Source organism: Pseudomonas sp. NPDC087626 (genome assembly GCF_044743405.1).
Classification (GTDB): Bacteria; Pseudomonadota; Gammaproteobacteria; order Pseudomonadales; family Pseudomonadaceae; genus Aquipseudomonas.
This window is the reverse complement of sequence record NZ_JBIUWJ010000009.1, coordinates 64,740-86,908: the sequence shown is the minus strand read 5'-3', so window position 1 is coordinate 86,908 and position 22,169 is coordinate 64,740. Positions and strand designations below refer to the sequence as shown.

General features: G+C 62.3%; 20 protein-coding genes and 1 other RNA gene. 9 read left to right on the top strand and 12 right to left on the bottom strand.

Going from position 1 to position 22,169, the window contains the following annotated elements:
* Positions 1 to 132: 132 nt before the first annotated feature.
* A complete protein-coding gene (locus ACIOVD_RS09980) occupies positions 133 to 1,299 on the top strand; it encodes a putative zinc-binding metallopeptidase (protein WP_401127459.1) in 1,167 nt (388 codons plus the stop codon).
* A 293-nt stretch (positions 1,300 to 1,592) separates the two neighbouring features.
* An RNA gene (ffs, locus tag ACIOVD_RS09975) (signal recognition particle sRNA small type) lies at positions 1,593 to 1,689 on the top strand.
* A 236-nt stretch (positions 1,690 to 1,925) separates the two neighbouring features.
* On the opposite strand, the gene ACIOVD_RS09970 is transcribed toward ffs, so the two are convergent.
* Positions 1,926 to 2,240: a helix-turn-helix domain-containing protein gene (locus ACIOVD_RS09970; protein WP_095165396.1), complete on the bottom strand. Its 315-nt coding sequence runs from the start codon at positions 2,238 to 2,240 to the stop codon at positions 1,926 to 1,928.
* 487 nt (positions 2,241 to 2,727) lie between these two features.
* On the opposite strand from ACIOVD_RS09970, the gene ACIOVD_RS09965 reads away from it, so the two are divergent.
* A complete protein-coding gene (locus ACIOVD_RS09965; protein WP_401127377.1) occupies positions 2,728 to 4,428 on the top strand; it encodes a putative bifunctional diguanylate cyclase/phosphodiesterase in 1,701 nt (566 codons plus the stop codon).
* Positions 4,429 to 4,430: 2 nt separating this feature from the next.
* On the opposite strand, the gene ACIOVD_RS09960 is transcribed toward ACIOVD_RS09965, so the two are convergent.
* On the bottom strand, positions 4,431 to 5,180 hold the full coding sequence (locus ACIOVD_RS09960) for a substrate-binding periplasmic protein (RefSeq protein ID WP_401127375.1): 750 nt from the start codon (positions 5,178 to 5,180) through the stop codon (positions 4,431 to 4,433).
* Between the two features lie 145 nt (positions 5,181 to 5,325).
* On the opposite strand from ACIOVD_RS09960, the gene dnaX reads away from it, so the two are divergent.
* From dnaX to ACIOVD_RS09935, 5 genes are all read left to right on the top strand, one after another.
* The gene (gene dnaX, locus ACIOVD_RS09955; protein WP_401127373.1) at positions 5,326 to 7,401 is read left to right on the top strand and encodes a DNA polymerase III subunit gamma/tau; all 2,076 of its coding nucleotides are present in this window, start codon (positions 5,326 to 5,328) and stop codon (positions 7,399 to 7,401) included.
* 68 nt (positions 7,402 to 7,469) lie between these two features.
* A complete protein-coding gene (locus ACIOVD_RS09950; protein WP_008028561.1) occupies positions 7,470 to 7,808 on the top strand; it encodes a YbaB/EbfC family nucleoid-associated protein in 339 nt (112 codons plus the stop codon).
* Positions 7,809 to 8,075: 267 nt separating this feature from the next.
* On the top strand, positions 8,076 to 9,110 hold the full coding sequence (locus tag ACIOVD_RS09945; protein ID WP_401127371.1) for an NADP-dependent oxidoreductase: 1,035 nt from the start codon (positions 8,076 to 8,078) through the stop codon (positions 9,108 to 9,110).
* A gap of 76 nt (positions 9,111 to 9,186) precedes the next feature.
* Positions 9,187 to 9,789: a recombination mediator RecR gene (gene recR / locus ACIOVD_RS09940; RefSeq protein ID WP_095165387.1), complete on the top strand. Its 603-nt coding sequence runs from the start codon at positions 9,187 to 9,189 to the stop codon at positions 9,787 to 9,789.
* Positions 9,790 to 9,903: 114 nt separating this feature from the next.
* Positions 9,904 to 11,052, top strand: coding sequence for an acyl-CoA dehydrogenase family protein (locus ACIOVD_RS09935; protein WP_401127369.1), 1,149 nt, complete (start codon positions 9,904 to 9,906; stop codon positions 11,050 to 11,052).
* A 47-nt stretch (positions 11,053 to 11,099) separates the two neighbouring features.
* On the opposite strand, the gene ACIOVD_RS09930 is transcribed toward ACIOVD_RS09935, so the two are convergent.
* From ACIOVD_RS09930 to ccoG, 8 genes are all read right to left on the bottom strand, one after another.
* Positions 11,100 to 11,648, bottom strand: coding sequence for an adenine phosphoribosyltransferase (locus ACIOVD_RS09930; RefSeq protein WP_095165383.1), 549 nt, complete (start codon positions 11,646 to 11,648; stop codon positions 11,100 to 11,102).
* Between the two features lie 78 nt (positions 11,649 to 11,726).
* The gene (gene fnr, locus ACIOVD_RS09925; RefSeq protein WP_095165381.1) at positions 11,727 to 12,461 is read right to left on the bottom strand and encodes a fumarate/nitrate reduction transcriptional regulator Fnr; all 735 of its coding nucleotides are present in this window, start codon (positions 12,459 to 12,461) and stop codon (positions 11,727 to 11,729) included.
* 110 nt (positions 12,462 to 12,571) lie between these two features.
* On the bottom strand, positions 12,572 to 13,954 hold the full coding sequence (gene hemN / locus ACIOVD_RS09920) for an oxygen-independent coproporphyrinogen III oxidase (RefSeq protein WP_401127366.1): 1,383 nt from the start codon (positions 13,952 to 13,954) through the stop codon (positions 12,572 to 12,574).
* 100 nt (positions 13,955 to 14,054) lie between these two features.
* The gene (locus ACIOVD_RS09915) at positions 14,055 to 14,738 is read right to left on the bottom strand and encodes a sulfite exporter TauE/SafE family protein (protein ID WP_159997070.1); all 684 of its coding nucleotides are present in this window, start codon (positions 14,736 to 14,738) and stop codon (positions 14,055 to 14,057) included.
* Positions 14,731 to 14,958: a cbb3-type cytochrome oxidase assembly protein CcoS gene (gene ccoS, locus ACIOVD_RS09910; RefSeq protein WP_401127364.1), complete on the bottom strand. Its 228-nt coding sequence runs from the start codon at positions 14,956 to 14,958 to the stop codon at positions 14,731 to 14,733. Before ccoS ends, ACIOVD_RS09915 begins: the two co-directional genes overlap by 8 nt.
* 22 nt (positions 14,959 to 14,980) lie before the next feature.
* Positions 14,981 to 17,431: a heavy metal translocating P-type ATPase gene (locus tag ACIOVD_RS09905; protein ID WP_401127362.1), complete on the bottom strand. Its 2,451-nt coding sequence runs from the start codon at positions 17,429 to 17,431 to the stop codon at positions 14,981 to 14,983.
* Between the two features lie 146 nt (positions 17,432 to 17,577).
* Positions 17,578 to 18,117 carry a FixH family protein gene (locus ACIOVD_RS09900; RefSeq protein WP_159997066.1) on the bottom strand — a complete coding sequence of 180 codons (540 nt, stop codon included), beginning with the start codon at positions 18,115 to 18,117 and terminating at the stop codon, positions 17,578 to 17,580.
* Positions 18,118 to 18,128: 11 nt separating this feature from the next.
* Positions 18,129 to 19,544 (bottom strand): cytochrome c oxidase accessory protein CcoG, encoded by a 1,416-nt coding sequence (ccoG, locus tag ACIOVD_RS09895; protein WP_095165370.1) that lies wholly within the window; start codon positions 19,542 to 19,544, stop codon positions 18,129 to 18,131.
* Between the two features lie 378 nt (positions 19,545 to 19,922).
* On the opposite strand from ccoG, the gene ACIOVD_RS09890 reads away from it, so the two are divergent.
* On the top strand, positions 19,923 to 20,936 hold the full coding sequence (locus tag ACIOVD_RS09890; protein WP_401127359.1) for a metallophosphoesterase family protein: 1,014 nt from the start codon (positions 19,923 to 19,925) through the stop codon (positions 20,934 to 20,936).
* A 68-nt stretch (positions 20,937 to 21,004) separates the two neighbouring features.
* On the opposite strand, the gene ccoP is transcribed toward ACIOVD_RS09890, so the two are convergent.
* Both ccoP and ACIOVD_RS09880 read right to left on the bottom strand, forming a co-directional pair.
* The gene (gene ccoP, locus ACIOVD_RS09885) at positions 21,005 to 21,982 is read right to left on the bottom strand and encodes a cytochrome-c oxidase, cbb3-type subunit III (RefSeq protein WP_095165367.1); all 978 of its coding nucleotides are present in this window, start codon (positions 21,980 to 21,982) and stop codon (positions 21,005 to 21,007) included.
* Positions 21,979 to 22,164, bottom strand: coding sequence for a CcoQ/FixQ family Cbb3-type cytochrome c oxidase assembly chaperone (locus tag ACIOVD_RS09880; RefSeq protein WP_003175465.1), 186 nt, complete (start codon positions 22,162 to 22,164; stop codon positions 21,979 to 21,981). Before ACIOVD_RS09880 ends, ccoP begins: the two co-directional genes overlap by 4 nt.
* Positions 22,165 to 22,169: the final 5 nt, after the last annotated feature.

Here is a 22,169-nt window from a genome sequence, read left to right as displayed (position 1 = left end):
AGTTGCTGTGGGAGCGGGCGCCCGCTTGCGGCTTGCCCGCGATGACGTGCTTGGCGACACCCGAATGCTCGGAGGGAACGATAGTCGCTGCGCCAGGATCTAGACTTGGCCAGCCCCCAGGAAGAGATCGCCATGTACCGTTTCTTCGAGCAGCTCAGTGCGCGGATCGCCGCGCCCTTCATCGGCGACAGTTCACGCAACAGCAAGGTCTGGCCGTGTCGGTGCGGGCAGTCGCTGTTTTTTCGCAACAGCCAGTGCCTGGCCTGTTCCGCAGCCCTGGGCTACCAACCTGAGCAAAGCCGCTTGTCGTCGCTGCAGCCCGGCCCGCAGCCGGATACCTGGCAGTTGGACGCCGACCCTGGGGCTGGGCTGTTCCGTCGCTGCGCCAACCTCGATACCCCGGCAGCCTGCAACTGGCTGCTGCCGGCCGATGATCCGCAGTTGCACTGCATTGCCTGCCGCCTGAACCGGACCATTCCCGACCTGTCCATCGCGCAAAATCACGAACACTGGCGCAAGGTGGAGATCGCCAAGCGCCGGCTGGTTGCGCAATTGCTCGACCTCGGGTTACAGGTTGTCGACCGGTCCATCGACGAAGAGCGCGGACTGGCCTTCGACTTTGTCAGCATCGATCTCGAAGGCAAGTCGCCGATGACCGGGCACGCCAGCGGCCTGGTGACCCTGGATATCCGCGAGGCTGACGACGCGCACCGCGAACGGGTGCGGGTGCAGATGGGCGAGCCCTACCGCACCCTGTTGGGGCACTTGCGGCATGAGGTCGGACATTATTACTGGGATCGCCTGATAGCCAACGGTCCGTGGCTCGAGGGCTTTCGTCAGGTATTCGGCGATGAGCGCACCAGTTATGCCGAGGCGCTGGAGCGGCATTATCAGCAGGGCGCCCCGGCGGATTGGCAGCAAAGCCACGTCAGTGCCTATGCCACCATGCACCCCTGGGAAGACTGGGCGGAAACCTGGGCTCATTACCTGCACATGATGGACGCGGTGGACACGGCGCTGGGTTTGGGCATGAGCGCTCGGCAGATGGACTTCGACTACCCGGCATTTCCTTGCAGCGTGCTCTATGACCCGCAGCACCCTGGCGGCGCGGCGTTCCTGTCGTTCGTCAATGCCTGGATCGAACTGGCAGGCATGCTCAACGAACTGTCGCGCAGCATGGGCCAGCCGGACTTCTACCCCTTCGTCCTGCCGCCAGCGGTCATCGGCAAACTGCACTTCATTCACCTGGTGATCCAGCAAGAGGGCGGCCGCGCCGACCGGGCAGTGCAGAGCCTGTAGCCCGCGTTACAGGGGGGCGCGCAATTTCCGTAGCAGCTGCCGAGCCCGCGAGGCTGCGTTCGGCCGCGCAGCGGCCGCCATGCGCTGAATCAGGTCCGTCAAGTGAGCAGGGGCGACGACGGCTAAGCCGCCGAACGCAGGCTGCGCCAGCGGATACACGTCCTGATCTTGCAGGGCTATCGCATGTCATTGAAGCGGCTCATTTTTTTTAATCCGCGGGAACGGTTGTAACTTCGTCTCAGATAGGTACAATGGCGCGGCTCGCCGACTGGTGAGTGTCGTTATGGTGACCCCATCGGTCCCCCCGCAACGATTACCCGTGAACCTGGTCAGATCCGGAAGGAAGCAGCCACAGCGGGAACATTGTGTGCCGGGGTGTGGCTGGTGGGGTTACCACCTTAACGCCTTGCTACAGCCTTGCTGGCAATCGCCAGTCCATCCGCGCTGTCAGCTTCTTCTCCTGAATCCTGCTGTTTGTTGCCCTCCGAGCGTTTCTCGGTCCAGGGTGTTTTCTGCTGTCTGCCCCCAGCGTCGTCGCTAACAGGTGCCGGGCTTTTTTGCGGGCGCGTGAACGACACAGCAGAGGCCGCGATCACCGCTGCCTCTGCTGTTGGTTGTATGTGGCGCTAAGGCTTGGACAAGGCGTGATCAACCGCTGCGATCAGCTTTCCCAGATCCTTTGGGGGGGCTTTGTGTACGACACCAAACAGATAGGCTCGCTGTTCGTCTTCGTCGCCAAAGTCGGCGAAAAACACTTTGAGCTTCACTCCCAGTGCGCTGGCAAGCATGAACAGGGCTTCAACGCTGGGGGTATAGGTGCCGGTTTCGAAGCGGCTGATGGTTTTAGGGTCAAAACCGGTTCTTTCGCCGAGTTCAGCCTGAGTTAGCCCCGCTACCTTGCGATAACGTTTGATGGCTGGACCCAAACTTGAAATGTGCATCGCTCAATTCCCATTTAGAATCAAGAACTTAACGATAGATTTTGACATTGCACAACTGCATGATTCATCACCTTGCTTTCATATATGTGATGTATTTCGTAGAATTGGCGCTTGATACGAGCATTGGGTGGCTAAAGATCCGCAGTTGGGGCGATGTGAAACAGCCATCATTGCGCAGGTTTCCTCTGTACGGGAAGCGGCAAAAATGAACCAGATGGCTGGTTGAGTGTCGACCGTGCGGATTTTTGTCTGACTGGTTAGAAGCCTTTAAGGCTAGTTGGTCTTCGCCCGTTCGGGGGCCATCACCTGCTGTTCATGGAGTGTTAATGTGCATCTGAATATGCCAGCCCGCACGATTAAAAGGACTTTGCCTGCGCTGCCTCCCCGGCGGCGACCTGCCGAGCCATTCTGCTACGCCCCCCATACCTCTTCCAAGCGTTGCGCGCTGGTCGAGCGGTACTACCGCTAGCCACCACAGGCCGAACTCATGGACGAGAAATACCGCAGGGCGGTGGATGCAGCCGCCCTGTTTTCCGAAACCGACCTCAATGGTCGAATCACTTACGTCAACGACCAGTTCTGCGCGGTCTCCGGATACCGCCGGGAAGAGTTGCTGGGCGTTGATCACCGGCTGCTCAATTCCGGCCTGCACCCCGACGAGTTTTTCGCCACGCTGTGGCGCACTATCGCCCTGGGCAACGTCTGGAAGGGTGAGCTGTGCAATCGAGCCCGGGACGGCAGCCTGTATTGGGTCGAAAGTACCCTGCTGCCGGTGCTGGACAAGGCGACCGGGCGGGTGCACCGCTACGTGTCGATTGGCTTTAATACCAGCGAGCAGCGCCAGTTGCTGCATTCGCTGCAATGGCGGGTCGGGCATGACGTGTTGACCGGCTTGCCCAACCGGGCATTCCTCTCCGACTTGCTGGACCAGGCCCTGGACTGTTCGCGCATCGAGGAGGTACCGCTGGCGGTGTGCATGCTCGACCTGGACGGTTTCAAGGCGGTCAACGACGGCTATGGCCACGCCAGTGGCGACCTGCTGCTGGTGGAAGTGGCCAAGCGCCTGCGCAGTATCGTGCGTGGCGAGGATGTAGTGGCACGCCTGGCCGGGGACGAGTTTGTGCTGATCCTGCGCTATGTGCATGACGTCGCGGAGCTGCGTGCGGCGTTGAACCGGGTGTTGGGGGTGATCTCGGCGGCCTATTCAATCCAGGGCAAGGACATTCACGTCTATGCCAGTATCGGCGTGACCCTGTTCCCTCAGGACAACGAAGATGCCGAGACCTTGTTGCGGCATGCCGACCAGGCCATGTACGTGGCCAAGCAGAGCGGGCGCAACCGTTTTCACCTGTTTGATGTGGTACGCGACCGGGAGGTCAGGGCGACGCACCAGACCGTCGCCCGGGTGCGCCAGGCCTTGCTGGACAACGAGCTGTGCCTGCACTTCCAGCCCAAGGTGAATATGCGTGGCGGTGTCGTGGTCGGTTTCGAAGCCTTGTTGCGCTGGGAACACCCGGAGAAGGGTGTGGTGCCGCCCAGGGAGTTTTTGCCGTTGGTGGAAGAAACCGACCTGATCGTCGACATTGGCGAGTGGGTGATTGATCAGGTGCTGGCGCAGTTGTCACGGTGGCAGGCGGTCGGGCAGCAGTGGCCGGTCAGCGTCAACATCGCGGCCCGGCATTTCCAGCGCACGGACTTCTTCGACCGCCTCAAACAGGTGCTGGAGCGTCACGCCCGGGTCGCCCCCCATCTGCTGGACCTGGAGATTGTCGAGTCGATGGCGATCGAAAACATCCAGCATGTCACCACCTGCCTGCAGGCCTGCCAGGCGCTGGGGGTGAGGTTCTCGCTGGGGGATTTCGGTACCGGGTATTCGTCCCTCAGCTACCTCAAGCGCCTCAACACGCAAACCATCAAGATCGATAAATCCTTTGTCCGCGATATCTTGCATGATCGCGACGACCTGGCCCTGACCACCGCAGTGATCGGCCTGGCCAGGGCGTTTGGTCGAGAGGTGATCGCCGAGGGAGTGCAAAGCCTGGAGCATGGCCAACTATTGCTGAGCCTGGGGTGCGAAGTGGCCCAGGGATATTTCATTGCCCGGCCGATGCCGGCCAGCGAAGTGCCGGGCTGGGTCGCCGATTTTGTCGCGCCCAGCCAGTGGCAGGCGCTGGATGAGGCCATCTGAGCCTAGGGTGACGGTTCTTGAGAGCCGGTATACAGGCGGATGATGTCATCGATCTCGCCGGACATCTTCATGCGCAGCAGGGTCCGCAAAATGCGCTGCACCGGCAGGTCCGGATCGTTGCGCACGTAGCAGCCGACGTGCAGCTCCTGCAGGACCGCGACGGCGCGCAATTGCCGCTCCGGCAATAGACGTTGATTGAACCAGTCCAGGGTCCACTGGTTGCTGACCCCATACTCATTGCGCCCGGCCAGCAGCTTTTGCAGGACCTGGTCCTGGTTGCGGGCGTCGTCGCGCTTGAGTTGCCCGCTATCGAACAGCGGCTGCAGGGTAGGGTAGTGGTAGCTCAACACCGTGCCGATGGTTTGTGGTGCGAGGTCGGCCGGGACTACCCCGGCATGGTGGTGCTGGTTGCTGATCAGCAGGTCGCGCTGGAACCACAGGGGAATGCTCCAGATGTAGTCGCCGGACTGGTTGGGTAGCCAGGATTGCGCGGCGTAGCAGCGGACGTCGATTTCCCCGTGCTCCATGGCGTTTTGCACGCGCGCGCGCGCCAGGACATAGAATTCGGCGGGCAAACCGACCTGGGTCGCCAGGCTCAGCATCACGTCATGCAGAATGCCCTGGGTCGGGCGACCGTGCTCGATTTGCACCATGGGCATGGCCCAGCTGTCGGTGATCGCGAAGCGTAAAGGGCTGGGCGCGGCAAGAGTGCTGGCGCTGACCAATAACAATGCCCCCAAGGCTGACCGCATAAACACTCCAGCAAATACCGCCCGACGCCGATTAAAACGTCCCCCGAACACCAGCTTAGCCAGATTAGCCGAGCACACCGGATGCAATTTTGCCCTTGCTCCGCTAGCATTACCCGCTTCCGCTTCCCAGTCGCGACGGTTTTCGATGAGTTATCAGGTTCTTGCACGTAAATGGCGTCCGCGCTCGTTCCGCGAAATGGTCGGCCAGACCCATGTGCTCAAGGCTCTGATCAATGCCTTGGACAGCCAGCGGCTGCACCACGCCTATTTGTTTACCGGCACTCGCGGGGTGGGCAAGACCACCATCGCGCGGATCATCGCCAAATGCCTGAACTGTGAAACAGGTATTACGTCGACGCCGTGTGGCACCTGTTCGGTGTGCCGCGAGATCGACGAAGGGCGCTTTGTCGACCTGATCGAGATCGACGCCGCGAGCCGGACCAAGGTCGAGGACACCCGCGAACTGCTGGACAACGTGCAGTACGCGCCGAGCCGTGGGCGCTTCAAGGTCTACCTGATCGACGAAGTGCACATGCTCTCCAGTCATTCCTTCAATGCGCTGTTGAAAACCCTCGAAGAGCCGCCGCCCTACGTCAAGTTCATCCTGGCGACCACTGACCCGCAGAAACTTCCAGCAACGATTTTGTCTCGATGCCTGCAGTTCTCCCTGAAAAACATGACGCCGGAGCGCGTGGTCGAGCATTTGACCCACGTCCTGGGTGTGGAGAACGTGCCGTTCGAAGACGACGCCCTGTGGTTGCTCGGGCGCGCCGCCGACGGTTCGATGCGCGATGCCATGAGCCTGACCGACCAGGCCATTGCTTTCGGTGAAGGCAAGGTCATGGCGGCGGACGTGCGGGCTATGCTCGGCACGCTCGACCATGGGCAGGTCTACGATGTCCTGCACGCGCTGATCGAAGGCGACGCCAAGGCGTTGCTCGAAGGTGTCCGGCACCTGGCCGAGCAAGGCCCGGACTGGAATGGCGTGCTCTCGGAAATCCTCAATGTGCTGCACCGCGTGGCGATTGCCCAGGCATTGCCGGACGGTGTCGACAACGGACAGGGCGACCGCGACCGGGTGTTGGCGCTGGCCCAGGCCCTGCCGGCCGAGGATGTGCAGTTCTATTACCAGATGGGGCTGATCGGTCGACGCGATTTGCCGCTGGCCCCCGATCCGCGGGGCGGCTTTGAAATGGTCCTGCTGCGGATGCTGGCTTTCCGCCCGGCAGACACCGCCGATGCGCCGAGGCAGCCGCTAAAGCCAGTGGGGATCAGCCAGGCCACAGTTGATTCCGCTCACTCAGTGGCTGGCGCGGTACCTGTTGCGCCGGTCGTGGCCGCTGCGCCGCCGGTTGCCGCGCCTGCACCAACCCCTGCGCCTGTTGCACCTGTTGCGCCGGTGGTCGAGCCGGAGCCTGTGGTGCATGTGGCGCCTGAGCCGGCGGCCGCTGTCGAGGAGGTCGTCGATCTGCCCTGGAACGACCCGGTAGAGCCGGCGGCTGCGCTGCAACCGGCGGTCGAGCCGGTGCTAGAGACCGTCGCCGAACAGCCAGACCTGACACCGATGCCCGGTCCGGTGCCCGATAGCGTGGTGCTGGATGCGCCGGAATGGGCCGCCGCGCCGATTCCCGAGCCTTCAGTGGCCCAGGTGGATGCCGCCACCCCAGGTATGGACCTGGATGACGAGCCGCCGCTGGACGAGGATTACATTGAGCCGGACATGGACTCGGCGTACAGCTACCTCGATGAGCTCGCCAGCGAGCACACCGCCGAGCCTGCGCCGGCACCGGAACCCGAGCCTGCGGCGATGCCAGCCACCGGCCTGGCGCTACAGTGGCTGGAACTGTTCCCGAAACTGCCGATTTCCGGCATGACCGGCAGCATCGCCGCCAACTGCACGCTGATCGCCGTGGAGGGCGACCAGTGGCTGTTGCACCTGGACCCGGCCCACAGCGCGCTGTTCAACGCCACCCAGCAACGGCGGCTCAACGATGCCCTGAACCAGTTGCTGCAGCGCACCCTGACAATCAGCATCGAGCTGATCAAGCCGGAGCAGGAAACCCCGGCCCAGGCGTCGTCCCGGCGACGCGCCAACCGTCAGCGCGAGGCCGAGGATTCGATCCACGGCGATCCGTTCATCCAGCAGATGATGCAACAGTTCGGCGCAGTGATCCGTAACGATACTATTGAACCTGTCGAGGCTCTGGTCAGCCAGGGCTAACAAACTGAAGGTGCTCGGCCCACTGGTCCGGGCGCCGTTTTGATCCACGTACTTTTGAGGTGATTCCCATGATGAAAGGTGGCATGGCCGGCCTGATGAAGCAGGCGCAGCAGATGCAGGAAAAAATGGCCAAGATGCAGGAAGAACTGGCCAACGCCGAAGTCACCGGTAAAGCCGGTGGCGATATGGTCACCGTGGTCATGACCGGTCGTCACGACGTCAAGCGCGTGACCATCGACCCAAGCCTGGTAGAAGGCCTGAGCGAAGATGACAAAGAGATGCTCGAGGCGGTGTTCGCGGCTGCGGTGAACGACGCCGTGCGCAAGATCGAGGCCAACAGCCAGGACAAGATGTCCGGCATGACCGCCGGCATGCAACTGCCACCGGGCATGAAACTGCCATTCTGATTCGCCTTCAGGCGGCAGATGAGTTACAAAAATGCCAGGCATAGCGCTTGGCATTTTTGTTTCTGGCTGACAGATATGTGTGGCTGACATGCCGCCATCGCGGGCAAGCCCGCTCCCACAGGATTCGCGGCGCTCGCAAAACCTGTGGGAGCGAGCTTGCTCGCGATGAAGTCACCCCGATGCAACTGAATAAACATCGAACGCCATACCGCCACAAAGGTCTGCTCCCTATATCACTGAACCTCAACGATCACAGGAGACGCTGCCATGTCCGACGCCATGACCCTCAACCAACGCATTGTCCTGGCTTCTCGCCCGGCGGGTGCGCCAACGCCGGAAAACTTCCGCATGGAACGGGTGGCGCTGCCCGATCTGGCCGAAGGCCAGGTGCTGCTCAAGACGCTGTACCTGTCGCTTGATCCCTACATGCGCGGGCGCATGAGCGACGCACCGTCCTACGCCGCCCCAGTGGCCATCGGCGAGGTCATGACCGGTGGCGCTGTCAGCCGGGTCGAGCGCTCGCTGAACCCGAAATTCCACGAAGGTGACCTGGTCGTCGGTGCCACCGGCTGGCAGAGCCACAGCATCAGCGACGGTCGGGCCCTGATCCCGGTGCCGTCCGGCTTGCCCAGTCCGTCCATGGCCCTGGGCGTGCTCGGCATGCCGGGCATGACCGCCTACATGGGGCTGATGAACATCGGCCAGCCCAAGGAAGGGGAGACCCTGGTCGTGGCGGCTGCGTCCGGGGCCGTGGGCTCGGTGGTGGGCCAGGTGGCGCGGATCAAGGGCCTGAAGGTGGTCGGCGTCGCCGGCGGCGCGGATAAATGCCGCTACGTGGTCGATGAGCTGGGTTTTGACGCGTGCATCGATCACAAGAGCGCGGACTTTGCCGAGCAACTGGCGCAGGCGTGCGGTGCTGGTATCGACATCTACTTCGAAAACGTTGGCGGCAAGGTGTTCGACGCGGTCCTGCCGTTGCTCAATCCCAAGGCGCGGGTCCCGGTGTGCGGCTTGATTGCCCAATACAACGCGCACGAGGCGCCACCGGGCCCGGACCGCATGCCGCTGCTGCAGCGCACGTTGCTGACCAAGCGGGTGCGGATGCAGGGGTTTATCGTGTTCGACGACTATGGTGATCGCCACTCCGAGTTTGCCAAGGCCATGGCGCCCTGGGTACGCGAAGGCAAGGTGAAGTTCCGCGAGGACGTGGTCGAAGGCCTGGAGCAGGCGCCCGAGGCCTTTATTGGCCTGCTGGAGGGGCGCAACTTCGGCAAGCTGGTGGTGCGGGTGGCCAAGGACTGACCGACCGATGAGCATTTGACGCTGGCCAGAGGCGCGGGTATAAACCGCGTCTCGTTGTTTTGTCGGACCTTTGCCCATGAGCTTCAGCCCTTTGATTCGCCAACTGATCGACGCCCTGCGCACCTTGCCTGGGGTCGGCCAGAAAACTGCCCAGCGCATGGCGTTGCAACTGCTCGAACGCGACCGCAGCGGTGGCTCGCGGTTGGCGCTGGCCTTGAGCCAGGCAATGGAAGGGGTCGGTCATTGCCGTCTGTGCCGTACCCTGACCGAAGAAGAACTGTGCCCGCAGTGCTCCGACACCCGCCGCGACGACAGCCTGCTGTGCGTGGTGGAGGGGCCGATGGACGTGTATGCCGTGGAGCAGACCGGCTTTCGCGGTCGCTACTTCGTGCTCAAGGGCCATTTGTCGCCACTCGACGGCCTGGGGCCGGAAGCCATTGGCATTCCGCAATTGCTGGCACGGATCGAAGACGCCGGTACCTTCAGCGAAATCATCCTGGCCACCAACCCGACCGTGGAAGGTGAAGCCACCGCTCACTACATCGCCCAGTTGCTCGCCAACAAGGGCTTGATCACCTCGCGTATCGCCCACGGCGTACCGTTGGGGGGCGAGTTGGAACTGGTGGATGGCGGCACGCTGGCGCATTCGTTTGCCGGGCGTAAGCCGATCGCGTTGTAATCCAGCATCTGGTTTGATGCCTTCGCGGGCAAGCCTTGCTCCTACGGGCATAAATCTGTTGAAAACCAAGCAAGCGCTCGGTTAACTTCGCTGAACCTTCAGTGGAGTTCGCCGATGCCTGCCTTCCAGGAATACTTCGATCCCAGCCATGAATTGGTCCGCGATAGCGTAAGACGTTTCGTCGAACGCGAGATCATCCCGGACATCGACCAGTGGGAGGAGGCCGAGGGCTTTCCTCGCGAGCTCTACCTCAAGGCTGGCGCGGCGGGCATCCTGGGCATCGGTTACCCCGAAGCGCTGGGTGGTAGCCACGAGGGTGACCTGTTCGCCAAGATCGCCGCCAGCGAAGAGCTGATGCGCTGTGGCTCCGGCGGGCTGGTGGCGGGGCTGGGATCGCTGGACATCGGACTGCCGCCGATCGTCAAGTGGGCGCGGCCCGAGGTGCGTGAGCGGGTGGTGCCGCAGGTGCTCAGCGGCGAAAAGATCAGCGCGCTGGCGGTCACCGAGCCTAGCGGCGGCTCCGACGTGGCCAACCTGCAGACCCGTGCTGTGCGCGACGGCGATCACTACCGGGTCAATGGCAGCAAGACCTTCATCACCAGCGGGGTGCGCGCGGACTTTTATACGGTGGCGGTGCGCACCGGCGACACCGGGTTCGGCGGCATCAGCCTGTTGCTGATCGAGCGCGACACCCCAGGGTTCAGCGTTGGGCGTCAATTGAAGAAAATGGGTTGGTGGGCGTCGGACACCGCCGAGTTGTTTTTCGACGATTGCACAGTGCCCGTCGGGAACCTGATCGGCGCCGAGAACATGGGCTTTGCCTGCATCATGGGCAACTTCCAGAGTGAGCGCCTGGCCCTGGCCCTCATGGCCAACATGACCGCGCAACTGGCACTGGAAGAAAGCCTGAAGTGGGCCCGCCAGCGCGAAGCGTTCGGCAAGCCCATTGGCAAGTTCCAGGTGCTCAAGCATCGCCTGGCGGAAATGGCTACGACGCTGGAGGTGTCCCGGGAGTTCACCTATCGCCAGGCGGCAAAAATGGCTGCCGGGCAAAGTGTGATCAAGGAAATCTCCATGGCCAAGAACTTCGCCACCGACACCGCGGATCGCATCACCCACGACGCGGTGCAGATCCTCGGCGGGCTGGGCTACATGCGCGACAGCCTGGTGGAGCGGCTGTACCGCGACAACCGGATCCTGTCCATTGGCGGCGGCACGCGGGAAGTGATGAACGAGATAATCAGCAAGCAGATGGGGCTGTAGATTGCGCTATGGCGGCTTGCCCGCGATGATCTCAGTGCCAACACCGCTTACTGTTCGGACAAGGCAAACTGCGTCAGGCAGAACGTCGGGATGCCCATGTCTTCCAGGCGCTGCGAGCCGCCCAGCTCCGGCAGGTCGATGATCGCTGCCGCTTCGAAAATTTTCGCGCCCATGCGCCGGACCAGATTGGCCGCGGCAATCAGGGTGCCGCCGGTGGCGATCAGGTCATCGAACATCAGTACTGAGTCGCCTTCGCACAGGCTGTCGGCGTGGACTTCGAGGAAGGCTTCGCCGTACTCGGTCTGGTAGCCCTCGGCCAGTACGTCGGCCGGCAGCTTGCCTTGCTTGCGAAACAGCACCAGTGGTTTGTTCAGTTGATAGGCCAGCACCGAGCCGATCAGGAAACCACGGGCATCCATTGCACCGATGTGGGTGAAATCGGCTTCGACATAACGATGGGCAAAGCTGTCCATCACCAGGCGCAGGGCCTTGGGCGACTGGAACAAGGGAGTGATATCGCGAAAGATCACGCCAGGCTTGGGAAAGTCGATCACGGGGCGGATCAGGGATTTGATGTCGAAGGAGTCGATGAGCATCGTCGAGATGTCCTGGCAGGCTGCAAATGCAGCAGTATAACGGCGGCCGAGCAGGTTCGCTCGGCCGCCCGTGCCTCCTCAGCCTTCGACAGAGCCGCCGGCCAGCGCGCACAGTTGGATCGGGTCGAGGATGTGTACTTCCTTGCCCTCGGCGGCGATCAACTGGTTTTGCTGGAAACGGGTGAACACCCGGGACACGGTTTCCACCGCCAGCCCCAGGTAGTTGCCGATTTCGTTGCGCGACATGCTCAGGCGGAACTGGTTGGCCGAGAACCCGCGTGCGCGGAAGCGCGCCGAGAGGTTGACCAGGAAGGTGGCGATTCGCTCGTCAGCGGTCTTCTTCGACAGCAGCAGCATCATTTGCTGGTCGTCGCGAATCTCGCGGCTCATCACCCGCATCAACTGACGGCGCAATTGCGGCAGTTGCAGGGCCAGTTCATCGAGACGCTCGAAAGGGATTTCGCACACTGAAGTGGTTTCCAGCGCCTGGGCGGACACCGGGTGAGACTCGGTGTCCATGCCCGACAGGCCGACCAGTTCGCTCGGCAAGTGGAAGCCGGTGATCTGTTCTTCACCGCCGTCGCTGAGACTGAAAGTCTTCAGGGCGCCGGAGCGCACGGCAAATACCGAATCGAATCGGTCACCCTGACGGAACAGGAACTCGCCCTTTTTCAGCGGACGGCCGCGTTTTACGATGTCGTCCAGCGCATCCATGTCTTCCAGATTCAGCGATAGTGGAAGGCAGAGGGGGGCCAGGCTGCAATCCTTGCAGTGAGCCTGGCTGTGAGCGCGCAGTTTAACTGGCTCGGACATTTCTTAGATCCTTGTGGGAAAAACACACATAAGACGTAAGGGTACCCCACGGGAGGACCCGGAGGCCAGACTGCGGCAACATGGCGCAGTCTATTTGTCCGTAGCCTGGGTCAAATTACTCGCGAAAAACGCTGGCGGTTCTGCTGTTCCAGGTATGCGTCGAACACCATGCACACCGATCGCACCAGCAGGCGCCCGGCCGGCAGGATCAGGATTTTCTCGCTATCGAGTTCAATCAGGCCATCAGTGGCCATGGCCTGCAACTGCGGCCAGAGCTCGCCGAAGTAGCCACGAAAGTCGAGGTTGAACTGCTGTTCGATGGTTGCGAACTGCAGATGGAAATTGCAGATCAACTGCTGGATCACCGCTCGCCGGATCCGGTCGTCCTGGGTGCAGACCAGGCCACGGCTGGTGCCCAGTTGGGAGCTGGCCAGGGCATTCTGGTACTCGTTGAGATCGCTGCTGTTCTGGCAGTACAGGTCGCCGATCTGGCTGATGGCCGAAACCCCCAGGCCAATCAGGTCGCAATGTCCGTGGGTGGTATAGCCCTGGAAGTTGCGCTGCAGGGTGGTCTCTTCCTGGGCAATGGCCAGTTCATCGTCCGGCAGGGCGAAGTGGTCCATGCCGATGTAGCGATAACCGGCGGCGGTCAATTGCTCGATGGTGCGCTGCAGCATCTGCAGTTTTTCCGCCGGAGCGGGCAGGTCGCTGCTGTTGATCCGCCGCTGCGGCATGAAGCGCTCGGGCAAGTGGGCGTAGTTGAACACCGAGAGCCGGTCCGGCTGCAGGCTGATGACTTCCTCGACGGTGCGAGCGAAGTTTTCCGCGGTCTGCTTGGGCAGGCCGTAGATCAGGTCGATATTGATCGAGCGAAATTGCAGAGTGCGCGCCGCATCGATCACCGCACGGGTCTCTTCCAGGCTCTGCAGGCGATTGACCGCCCGCTGCACTGCCGGATCGAGGTCTTGCAGGCCGATGCTGACCCGGTTGAAGCCCAGTTCGCGCAGCAGGCCCATGGTCGACCAGTCGGCCTCGCGAGGGTCGATCTCGATACCGTAGTCGCCGGAGTCATCGTCCAGCAGGTTGAAGTGCTTGCGCAGTTGCGCCATCAGCTGGCGCAACTCGTCGTGGCTGAGGAAGGTCGGGGTGCCGCCACCAAAATGCAATTGCTCGACTTTCTGCTGCGGGTCCAAGTGGCAGGCCACCAGCTGGATTTCCTGCTCCAGGCGTTGCAGGTACGGCAACGCACGGCCACGGTCCTTGGTGATGACCTTGTTGCAGGCGCAGTAGTAGCAAATGTTCGCGCAGAACGGCACATGCACGTACAGCGACAACGGTCGCTGGGCCTTGCGACTCTCGCGCAGGGCATGGAGCAGGTCGAAGGAGCCGACCTGGCTGTGGAATTGCACCGCGGTCGGGTACGAGGTGTAGCGAGGTCCCGCCAGGTCGTAACGGCGGATCAGATCTGTGTCCCAACGAATGGCGTCGAGCATGCGGGCATTCCCCGGATAGGCTGGCAGTGACAGCGAGTCTAGGGGGTTGCCAACGTGGGCATGTTGACTTGTATCAAGGGGCGCGCGGCAGGCGCCGTGCTCAGTGCCCCATCAACCAATGCTGATGCGGCCCCGGCAGGGTCCAGATGCCGAACAGGATCACCAGCAGGCCACCCGCCATGCGCACGCTACGCTTGCGCAGCAGGGCGGTGACTCGTTCGGCGGCCAGCCCGGTGGCCAGCAGCACCGGCCAGGTGCCGAGGCCAAACGCGAGCATCAGCAGCGCACTGTCCAGCGCATTGCCCTGGCTGGCGGACCACAGCAGGGTGCTGTACACCAGCCCGCAAGGCAGCCACCCCCACAGCGCACCCAGCAGCAAGGCGCGCGGCAGGCTCGAGACTGGCAGCAAACGGTTGGCCACTGGCTGGATATAACGCCACAGGCCACGGCCCAGGCCTTCGATGCGGGTCAGGCCGCTCCACCAGCCCGCCAGGTACAGGCCCATGGCGATCAACAGCAGGCCGGCGAGGATGCGCATGAACATCGCCGCCGGGCTGTTGGCCACTGCCCATCCCGCCAGGCCGATCAGCAGGCCGGCGGTGGCGTAGCTGAGAATCCGCCCGAGGTTGTACGCCAGCAGCAGGCGAAAACGCCGACTGCGTTGTTCCTTGGGGATCGCCAGGGTCAGCGCGCCCATCAGCCCGCCACACATGCCCAGGCAGTGGCCGCCACCGAGCAGCCCGAGGATCAGTGCCGAGACCAGCAGGGGTGCCAGTTCAAGCATGGGGTGGGGTCTTGTCGGTCGGCTTGGCCGGATCCGCCGGGTGGCCGTCGGCTTCGTTGATCGCCGCCTGGTGGTTAGGGTCCTGGTCGTCGAACAGGATGCTGTGGGCCGGTCCGTCGAGGTCGTCGTACTGACCGCTGTCGACCGCCCAGAAGAAAATGTAGATAGCGATGGCGACGATCAGCAGTGCCGCCGGGATCATCACGTAGAGAGCTGGCATCGGGACTCCATGCGCGCGCGGCTCAGGCCGGCAGCGCGGGGGTGTGTGGCGGGGTGCTTGCGGGCGCGCTCGGCAGGCGAGTCAGGCGCAGGGCATTGAGCACCACGGTCAACGAACTGATGGACATGCCGACCGCGGCCCACACCGGAGTGATCCAGCCGAGGGCCGCGAAGGGCAACATGAGGCCATTGTACAGCCCGGCCCACAGCAGGTTCTCGATGATTACCCGACGTGTCCGGCGAGCCAGGCTGAAGGCTTGCACCAGGGCGTCCAGGCGGTTGGACAGCAACACCGCATCGGCGCTGGTTTTCGCCAGGTCAGTGGCCGAACCCATGGCCACGCTGATGTCGGCGGCGGCCAGCACCGGCACATCATTGACCCCATCGCCGAGCATCAACACCTTGCGGCCTTGCTGTTGCAGTTGCTTGAGCACTTGCAGCTTGTCGTCCGGGCGCAAACCGCCCCGGGCTTCATCGATGCCCAGCTCGGCGGCCACGCTGGCGACCATTGGCGAACTGTCGCCGGACAGCAGCAGCGTACGCCAGCCCCGGGCCTTGCAGGCGGCGAGCAGGGCGGGGGCGTCACTGCGCAGGCGGTCGTCGAGGACCAGCCAGGCCAGTGCGCCGCTGCTGTCACCCAGCAGCAGCCACTGCCCGGCTTCCTCAGGCATGGCCGGCACCGCACAGCCGCTGAGCGCGCAGACGAAGGCCGGTTGGCCAATGCGCAGGCGCTGCTCGCCGACTCGCCCTTCGAGGCCCAGGCCTGGGCTGCTGAGGACTTCTTCGGCGGCCAGCGGGGCTCGGCCGAATGCGCGGGCAATCGGGTGTTCGGAACGGTTTTCCAGGGCGGCGGCGAGGGCCAGGCACTGGTCGCTGTCGAGGCTGGCCAGGGGCCGGATCGAGCGTAAGGCCAGGCGTCCTTCGGTGAGGGTGCCGGTCTTGTCGAAAATCACCGTGTCGATCTGGTTCAGGCCTTCGAGCACATGCCCACGGGTCAGCAGCAGGCCGAGTTTGTGCAGGGTGCCGGTGGCGGCAGTCAGGGCGGTGGGCGTGGCCAGTGACAAGGCGCACGGGCAGGTAGCCACCAGCATCGCCAGGACGATCCAGAACGCCCGGGACGCATCCAGTTGCCACCACAGCAGGCCGATCACCGCGGCGGCCACCAGTGACAGCAGGAGGAACCATTGCGCGGCTTTGTCGGCGATCTCCGCCAGCCGCGGTTTTTCCGCCTGGGCCCGCTCCAGCAAGCGGACGATGGCCGACAGGCGCGTGTCCTGGCCGAGGGCCTGGACCTCGACGGTCAGCGCGCCTTCGACATTCAGCGTGCCCGCGGTGACCGCATCGCCACGCGTGCGGGCCTGGGGCAGGTATTCGCCGGTCAGCAGCGACTCATCGACGCTCGACTGGCCGTCGAGAATCCGCCCGTCAGCCGGCAGGATCGCGCCGGGGTGCACCAGTACCTGGTCGCCCAGGCGTAACTCGCTGAGCAGGATCCGTTCGCTTTGGCCATCGGTGCTCAGGCGCAGGCAGGAGGCCGGCAGCAGGTTCACCAGCTGCGCGGTGGCCGCGGCCGTGCGCTCCCGGGCCCGGCGCTCCAGGTAACGCCCGGCCAGCAGGAACAGGGCGAACATGCCGACCGCATCGAAATACAGCTCGCCGGTGCCGGTGATCGAGGTCCAGATGCCCGCCAGGTAGGCGCCGCCAATGGCCAGCGAGACCGATACGTCCATGGTCAGGTGGCGGGTGCGCAGGTCGCGCATCGCCCCTTTGAAGAACGGCGCGCAGCTGTAGAACACAATCGGCGTGGTCAGGAACAGCGCGACCCAACGCAAGATGGTGTGCAGTTCGGGGCTGAGGTCGATGTTGAATTCCGGCCATGTCGCCATGGTTGCCATCATCGCCTGGAACCACAGCAGGCCGGCTACACCCAGTTGGCGCAGGGCCAGGCGGTTTTCGCTGGCCAGTTGTTCGCTGGCGCGGTCGGCCTGGTAGGGGTGGGCGGCATAGCCGATGTGGCGCAATTCGCTGAGCACCTGACTCAACGGCAACTGGCTATCGACCCAGCGCACGTGCAGGCGATGGTTCGACAGGTTCAGCCGCGCCTCGGCCACGGCAGGCAGGCCACGCAGGTGTTTTTCGATCAACCAGCCACAGGCGGCGCAACTGATGCCTTCCATCAGCAGTGTGGTTTCGGCCAGGTCGCCGTCGTGACGGACGAAGGGTTGCTGCACATCGGCGCGGTCGTACAGTGCCAGTTCGTCGACCAGTTGCACTGGCAAGGCTTCGGGGTTGGCCGAGGCTTCGCTACGGTGGCTGTAGTAATGCTCCAGGCCACCGGCGACTATCGCTTCGGCCACCGCCTGGCATCCTGGGCAGCAGAGCTCGCGGGTTTCGCCGAGGATCACGGCAGTAAACCGGCTGCCAGACGGGACGGGCAGGGCGCAGTGGTAGCAGGGGATTGGGCTGGTGGTCATGGGGTAATCACTAGTACCGCTGGATCTCTATCGTCGGATAGGGCCGCTTCGCGGGCAAACCCGCTCCCACAGGGATCGTTGGCGAGCTCACGACCGCTGATCAACTGTGGGAGCGGGCTTGCCCGCGAATGCGCGAAGCGCAGTTTTTAGTTCTTCAGGTCTTCGGCGCCTTGCAGTGGTTCGTCACCCAGCAGCAGGTCCTTGTCGTGGCTGACCTGTTCTTCTTCGAACATGCGCCAGATGTGATCGTCCTGGCTGCCGAGCAATTCGACAAAGCGGCGGCCTTCGACCTTGTCGGTCACCTGGCCGATGTAGCGGCCTGGTTCGGTTTCGCTGCGAGTCAGGGTGATCTTGCGGTCTTTCTCAGGCTGGGTCGGCGAGATCAGGTTCAGCTCCAGGGTCTTGGGCTGGCTGTTGCCGGTCAGGTGCAGGTCGACTTCGCCGGTGACCCCATCCAGGTGCACGCTGGCGCGCAGCAGCAGGGTCTGGGCCAGCAGCTCACGGTCCAGGGAGCGGTTGATGCCTTTGCCAGCCTCGTAGTAATTGTCGTTGACCAGGTTGTCCGGGTTGTTCACCGCGATGGTCACCATCGACAGGGTCAGCGTCACCGAACAGGCCAGGATCGCGATGATGATCCAGGGCCAGAGGTGCTTGTACCAAGGGCTGGTGGCATTTGCTGCAGGCATGATGACTTCTCTCAACGAATTTGTGGGCCGATGAATCGGCTCTTGGCTTCAATGTGGACGCTGTCGTCGTCGGCATCCTTGAGGATGAATTTCACCTCGTTGGTGCTCGACGGCAGTTGCTCCGGTGCACTCGACAACTCGACCGGCATGCTGAAAATTTCCCCGGCGGCGACCTTGATCTCACGCTTGCCTTGCAGCTTGAGGTCCGGCAGGCCAGCGGCTTCCAGCAGGTAGGTATGGTCGCGCTGGTCCTTGTTCATGACTTTGAGGCTGTAGACGTTCTCGATCCGCCCTTCGGCGTTCTCGCGGTACAGCACGCGGTCCTTGCTGACGTCGAAGCCCACCAGTGGGCGCATGAAGAAAGCGGTCACCAGGAGGCTGATCATTGCCAGCAACACCAGCGCATAGCCGATCAGGCGCGGTCGCAGTTTATGGGTTTTCTGGCCGGACAGGTTGTGCTCGGTGGTGTAGCTGATCAGGCCGCGGGGGTAGTCCATCTTGTCCATGATGCTGTCGCAGGCGTCGATGCACGCGGCACAGCCGATGCATTCGATCTGCAGGCCGTCGCGGATGTCGATGCCGGTCGGGCACACCTGTACGCACATGGTGCAATCGATGCAGTCACCCAGGCCCTGGGCCTTGTAGTCCACGCCTTTTTTGCGCGGGCCACGGGCTTCGCCACGGCGCGGATCGTAGGAAACGATCAGGGTGTCCTTGTCGAACATCACGCTCTGGAAACGTGCATACGGGCACATGTAGATGCACACCTGCTCGCGCAACCAGCCGGCGTTGCCGTAGGTGGCGAGGGTGAAGAAGCCGACCCAGAAGTACGACCAGCCATCCGCCTGGCCGGTGAAGAAGTCGATGACCAGCTCACGAATCGGCGAGAAATAGCCGACGAAGGTCATGCCGGTGACGAAACCGATCAACAGCCACAGGCTGTGTTTGCTGAACTTGCGCAGGAACTTGTTGGCGCTCATTGGCGCCTTGTCGAGCTTGATGCGCTGGTTGCGGTCGCCTTCGGTGACCTTCTCGCACCACATGTAAATCCATGTCCAGACGCTCTGCGGGCAGGTATAGCCGCACCAGACGCGTCCGGCGTAGACGGTAATGAAGAACAGCCCGAAGGCGGCAATGATCAGCAGGCCCGAGAGCAGGATGAAGTCCTGCGGCCAGAAGGTGGCGCCGAAAATGAAGAATTTGCGTTCAGGCAGGTTCCACCACACGGCCTGGTGGCCGCCCCAGTTGAGCCACACCGTACCGAAATACAGCAGGAACAGCCCGGCACCGCCCATCATCCGCAGATTGCGGAACAGGCCGGTGAAGGCGCGGGTGTAGATTTTTTCTCTTGAGGCGTAAAGGTCGACGCTGTTGTTCGCGTTCTTGGCAGGTGGTGTAACGTCGTGTACCGGAATCTGATTGCTCATCATTGCATCCCACGGCAGTGGAAAAATGCCTCGGTCAGTACGTGCCGACCGCGGTCAAAAAGGCTGTTGCAGTGGCGCAATGATACGCCTGAAGCTCTAGCGCAAGGGTGCGACCTTTGGTCGCGTTGGGAAAAATGGGAGGATGGTGTAGCAAATGTAACAAATCATGATGCAGGTCAATTGACTTGTTCAGTATGGACGATTTTCCCCCCACCATCCTCACGCCTGGCCAGCATCGCCACCACCGGCGCTGAAACATCGGCACTTGATTAAGTGCGGCCAGGGGTTTGTTTCATTTTCGCAAGGGGCAGTAAGTTGGTGGCGAGCCAGGATCGACCTGGCTCATTCACCTTAAACCCTTTATGAAAATGGAATTTTATGAAGCTCATTAATTGTTACAAGTTAGCCGCCGTGCTGGTGCTCTTCTGCGGGGCGCCCGGCGCATTCAGCGCGCAGGAGACTGTATCACCTGTGCACCTGGTCTTTGCCTCCGACCCGCAGTATCCCTGGACTGAAAGCTCCGATGACGGCTCGCCCGAATCAGACTCAGCGCGCGATGCCCGTTCGAAGTGGCTGATCGATACCCAATACGCCGATATTGCCGATTTCCGCCGCAATTTCGGGGGTGTCCAGCGGGTGCCAGTGATGATCAATGGCGACCTCACGGCGTTTGGCCACGGCTGGCAACGCTCGGTGCTGATGCCGATTCTGGAGTCCCGGCTGGAGGGGGTCTATGACTACGGGTTGGGCAATCACGACTATGAAAACAACGTCGACGATTGTTTTCTCAACAGCTGCGCTGCCGACAGTATCGAGGCGCTCAAGCAGCGTTACTGGGGCAAGGTCGACAGCATGGACTTCGGCGTGCGGGTCTCGGGGGGCACCGATATCTATTACGGCAGCCTGGCGTATTCGCGCAACCAGGGTGATGTGCATCTGGTGCAACTGCACAACGAGCCGACCTATTCGGTGAACTTCAGCTCCGGAGTGCCTCTCATCAGTCCCAAGGCGTTCGAAATCAGCGATGCGCTGGAATGGCTCGAAGGCGACCTGAAAAAGGCCCGGGAGCAGGGCCGAATTATTATTCTCAACCTGCACAAGCCGCGAGACTGGGCCGGCAGTCAGGAGCAGATCGCCCGGTTCAGAAACATGATCGAGACCTACAAAGTCACGGCGGTATTTGCCGGGCATTATCACGGCTACACAGGGCAATACTGGTATGCCACCGAGGAATTTGGCCAGGTGCCGGTGTTTCTCAGCGGTTCGGCTTCCCAGCAGAGCTACCTGATCGCAAGCTTTGCCGCAGACCGGCAATCACTGGCGGTCCATCGCGTCAAAGACAATAACTGGCCCAGCCGTCAACTCGAGTCGGTGATTGAAGTGCGGTATTAGGGGGCACAAACCAAACGGCCCCGTCAGGTGACTGACGGGGCCGTTGGTTGTTGCATCAAGCGTTTGCCTTACTCGGCGTCCGCTGCCTTCTCGCCGTGAGACAGGCTGTAGACGTAAGCGGCCAGCAAGTGAACCTTGTCGTTACCCTGCATTTGCTCTTGCGCAGGCATCTGGCCCTGACGGCCGTAACGGATGGTCTGCTGCAGTTGAGCAAAGCTCGAGCCGTAGATGAACGCGCCCGGGTGAGTCAGGTCAGGTGCACCCATTGCTGGCGTGCCTTTGCCCGCTGGGCCGTGGCAGGCCACGCAGTTGGCGGCGAACAGCTTCTGGCCAGCAACCGGGTCGGCTTTGCTGCCTTCTGGCAGTTTGCGGCCATCGAGGTTGGTCAGGACAAATGCCGCAACGTCGCTGACGCCTTGTTCACCGATCACTTCAGCCCAGGCTGGCATCACGGCGTGACGACCGCCGAGGATGGTGGCCTTGATTTCTGCTGGCGAACCGCCCCAGCGCCAGTCGGCGTCGGTCAGGTTCGGGAAGCCATAAGCACCCTTGGCGTCGGAGCCGTGGCAAACCGAGCAGTTGGAGGCGAACAGGCGGCCACCCATCTTCAGGGCTTGTGGGTCCTTGGCGACCTCTTCGATCGGCATGGCAGCGAACTTGGCGAAGATCGGACCGAACTTGGCGTCCGACTTGGCCATTTCCTTTTCCCACTCGTGAACGCCGGTCCAGCCGGACTGGCCGTTGGCGAACGGGGTCTGCTTCTCGTTATCGAGGTAGCTGTAACCCGGCAGCAGGCCTTTCCAGTTGCCCAGGCCCGGGTACAGCACCAGATAACCCAGGGCGAAGACGATGGTGCCGACGAACAGCATGAACCACCATTTCGGCAGCGGGTTGTCGTACTCCTCGATCCCGTCGAAGGAGTGGCCAACCGTCTCATCTGTCTGCTCGCTGCGCTGGCCCTTGCGGGTCGACAGCAGCAGCCAGGTCAGGGCGAAGATGGTACCCAGACTGAGGACTGTGACGTACAGACTCCAGAACGTAGTCATTCTTTGTTACTCCTAGAAGCTTGCTCGACGTGCTTGATGGCTTCGGGATCATCCGCGAAAGGCAGCAAGGTCGCGTCTTCAAACTCGGACTTGCGCTTGGGGCTGAACACCCACAAGGCCAGACCGATAAAGGCAACCATCACGACAACGGTGCCCAGGCCACGAATCATCCCGATATCCATCTAAA

Excerpts from the sequence above, each read along its gene's own strand:
- ACIOVD_RS09980 (WP_401127459.1), top strand. The coding sequence starts at position 133 with ATGTACCGTTTCTTCGAGCAGCTCAGTGCGCGGATCGCCGCGCCCTTC.
- ACIOVD_RS09970 (WP_095165396.1), bottom strand. The coding sequence starts at position 2,240 with ATGCACATTTCAAGTTTGGGTCCAGCCATCAAACGTTATCGCAAGGTA.
- ACIOVD_RS09965 (WP_401127377.1), top strand. The coding sequence starts at position 2,728 with ATGGACGAGAAATACCGCAGGGCGGTGGATGCAGCCGCCCTGTTTTCC.
- ACIOVD_RS09960 (WP_401127375.1), bottom strand. The coding sequence starts at position 5,180 with ATGCGGTCAGCCTTGGGGGCATTGTTATTGGTCAGCGCCAGCACTCTT.
- dnaX (WP_401127373.1), top strand. The coding sequence starts at position 5,326 with ATGAGTTATCAGGTTCTTGCACGTAAATGGCGTCCGCGCTCGTTCCGC.
- ACIOVD_RS09950 (WP_008028561.1), top strand. The coding sequence starts at position 7,470 with ATGATGAAAGGTGGCATGGCCGGCCTGATGAAGCAGGCGCAGCAGATG.
- ACIOVD_RS09945 (WP_401127371.1), top strand. The coding sequence starts at position 8,076 with ATGTCCGACGCCATGACCCTCAACCAACGCATTGTCCTGGCTTCTCGC.
- recR (WP_095165387.1), top strand. The coding sequence starts at position 9,187 with ATGAGCTTCAGCCCTTTGATTCGCCAACTGATCGACGCCCTGCGCACC.
- ACIOVD_RS09935 (WP_401127369.1), top strand. The coding sequence starts at position 9,904 with ATGCCTGCCTTCCAGGAATACTTCGATCCCAGCCATGAATTGGTCCGC.
- ACIOVD_RS09930 (WP_095165383.1), bottom strand. The coding sequence starts at position 11,648 with ATGCTCATCGACTCCTTCGACATCAAATCCCTGATCCGCCCCGTGATC.
- fnr (WP_095165381.1), bottom strand. The coding sequence starts at position 12,461 with ATGTCCGAGCCAGTTAAACTGCGCGCTCACAGCCAGGCTCACTGCAAG.
- hemN (WP_401127366.1), bottom strand. The coding sequence starts at position 13,954 with ATGCTCGACGCCATTCGTTGGGACACAGATCTGATCCGCCGTTACGAC.
- ACIOVD_RS09915 (WP_159997070.1), bottom strand. The coding sequence starts at position 14,738 with ATGCTTGAACTGGCACCCCTGCTGGTCTCGGCACTGATCCTCGGGCTG.
- ccoS (WP_401127364.1), bottom strand. The coding sequence starts at position 14,958 with ATGCCAGCTCTCTACGTGATGATCCCGGCGGCACTGCTGATCGTCGCC.
- ACIOVD_RS09905 (WP_401127362.1), bottom strand. The coding sequence starts at position 17,431 with ATGACCACCAGCCCAATCCCCTGCTACCACTGCGCCCTGCCCGTCCCG.
- ACIOVD_RS09900 (WP_159997066.1), bottom strand. The coding sequence starts at position 18,117 with ATGCCTGCAGCAAATGCCACCAGCCCTTGGTACAAGCACCTCTGGCCC.
- ccoG (WP_095165370.1), bottom strand. The coding sequence starts at position 19,544 with ATGAGCAATCAGATTCCGGTACACGACGTTACACCACCTGCCAAGAAC.
- ACIOVD_RS09890 (WP_401127359.1), top strand. The coding sequence starts at position 19,923 with ATGAAGCTCATTAATTGTTACAAGTTAGCCGCCGTGCTGGTGCTCTTC.
- ccoP (WP_095165367.1), bottom strand. The coding sequence starts at position 21,982 with ATGACTACGTTCTGGAGTCTGTACGTCACAGTCCTCAGTCTGGGTACC.
- ACIOVD_RS09880 (WP_003175465.1), bottom strand. The coding sequence starts at position 22,164 with ATGGATATCGGGATGATTCGTGGCCTGGGCACCGTTGTCGTGATGGTT.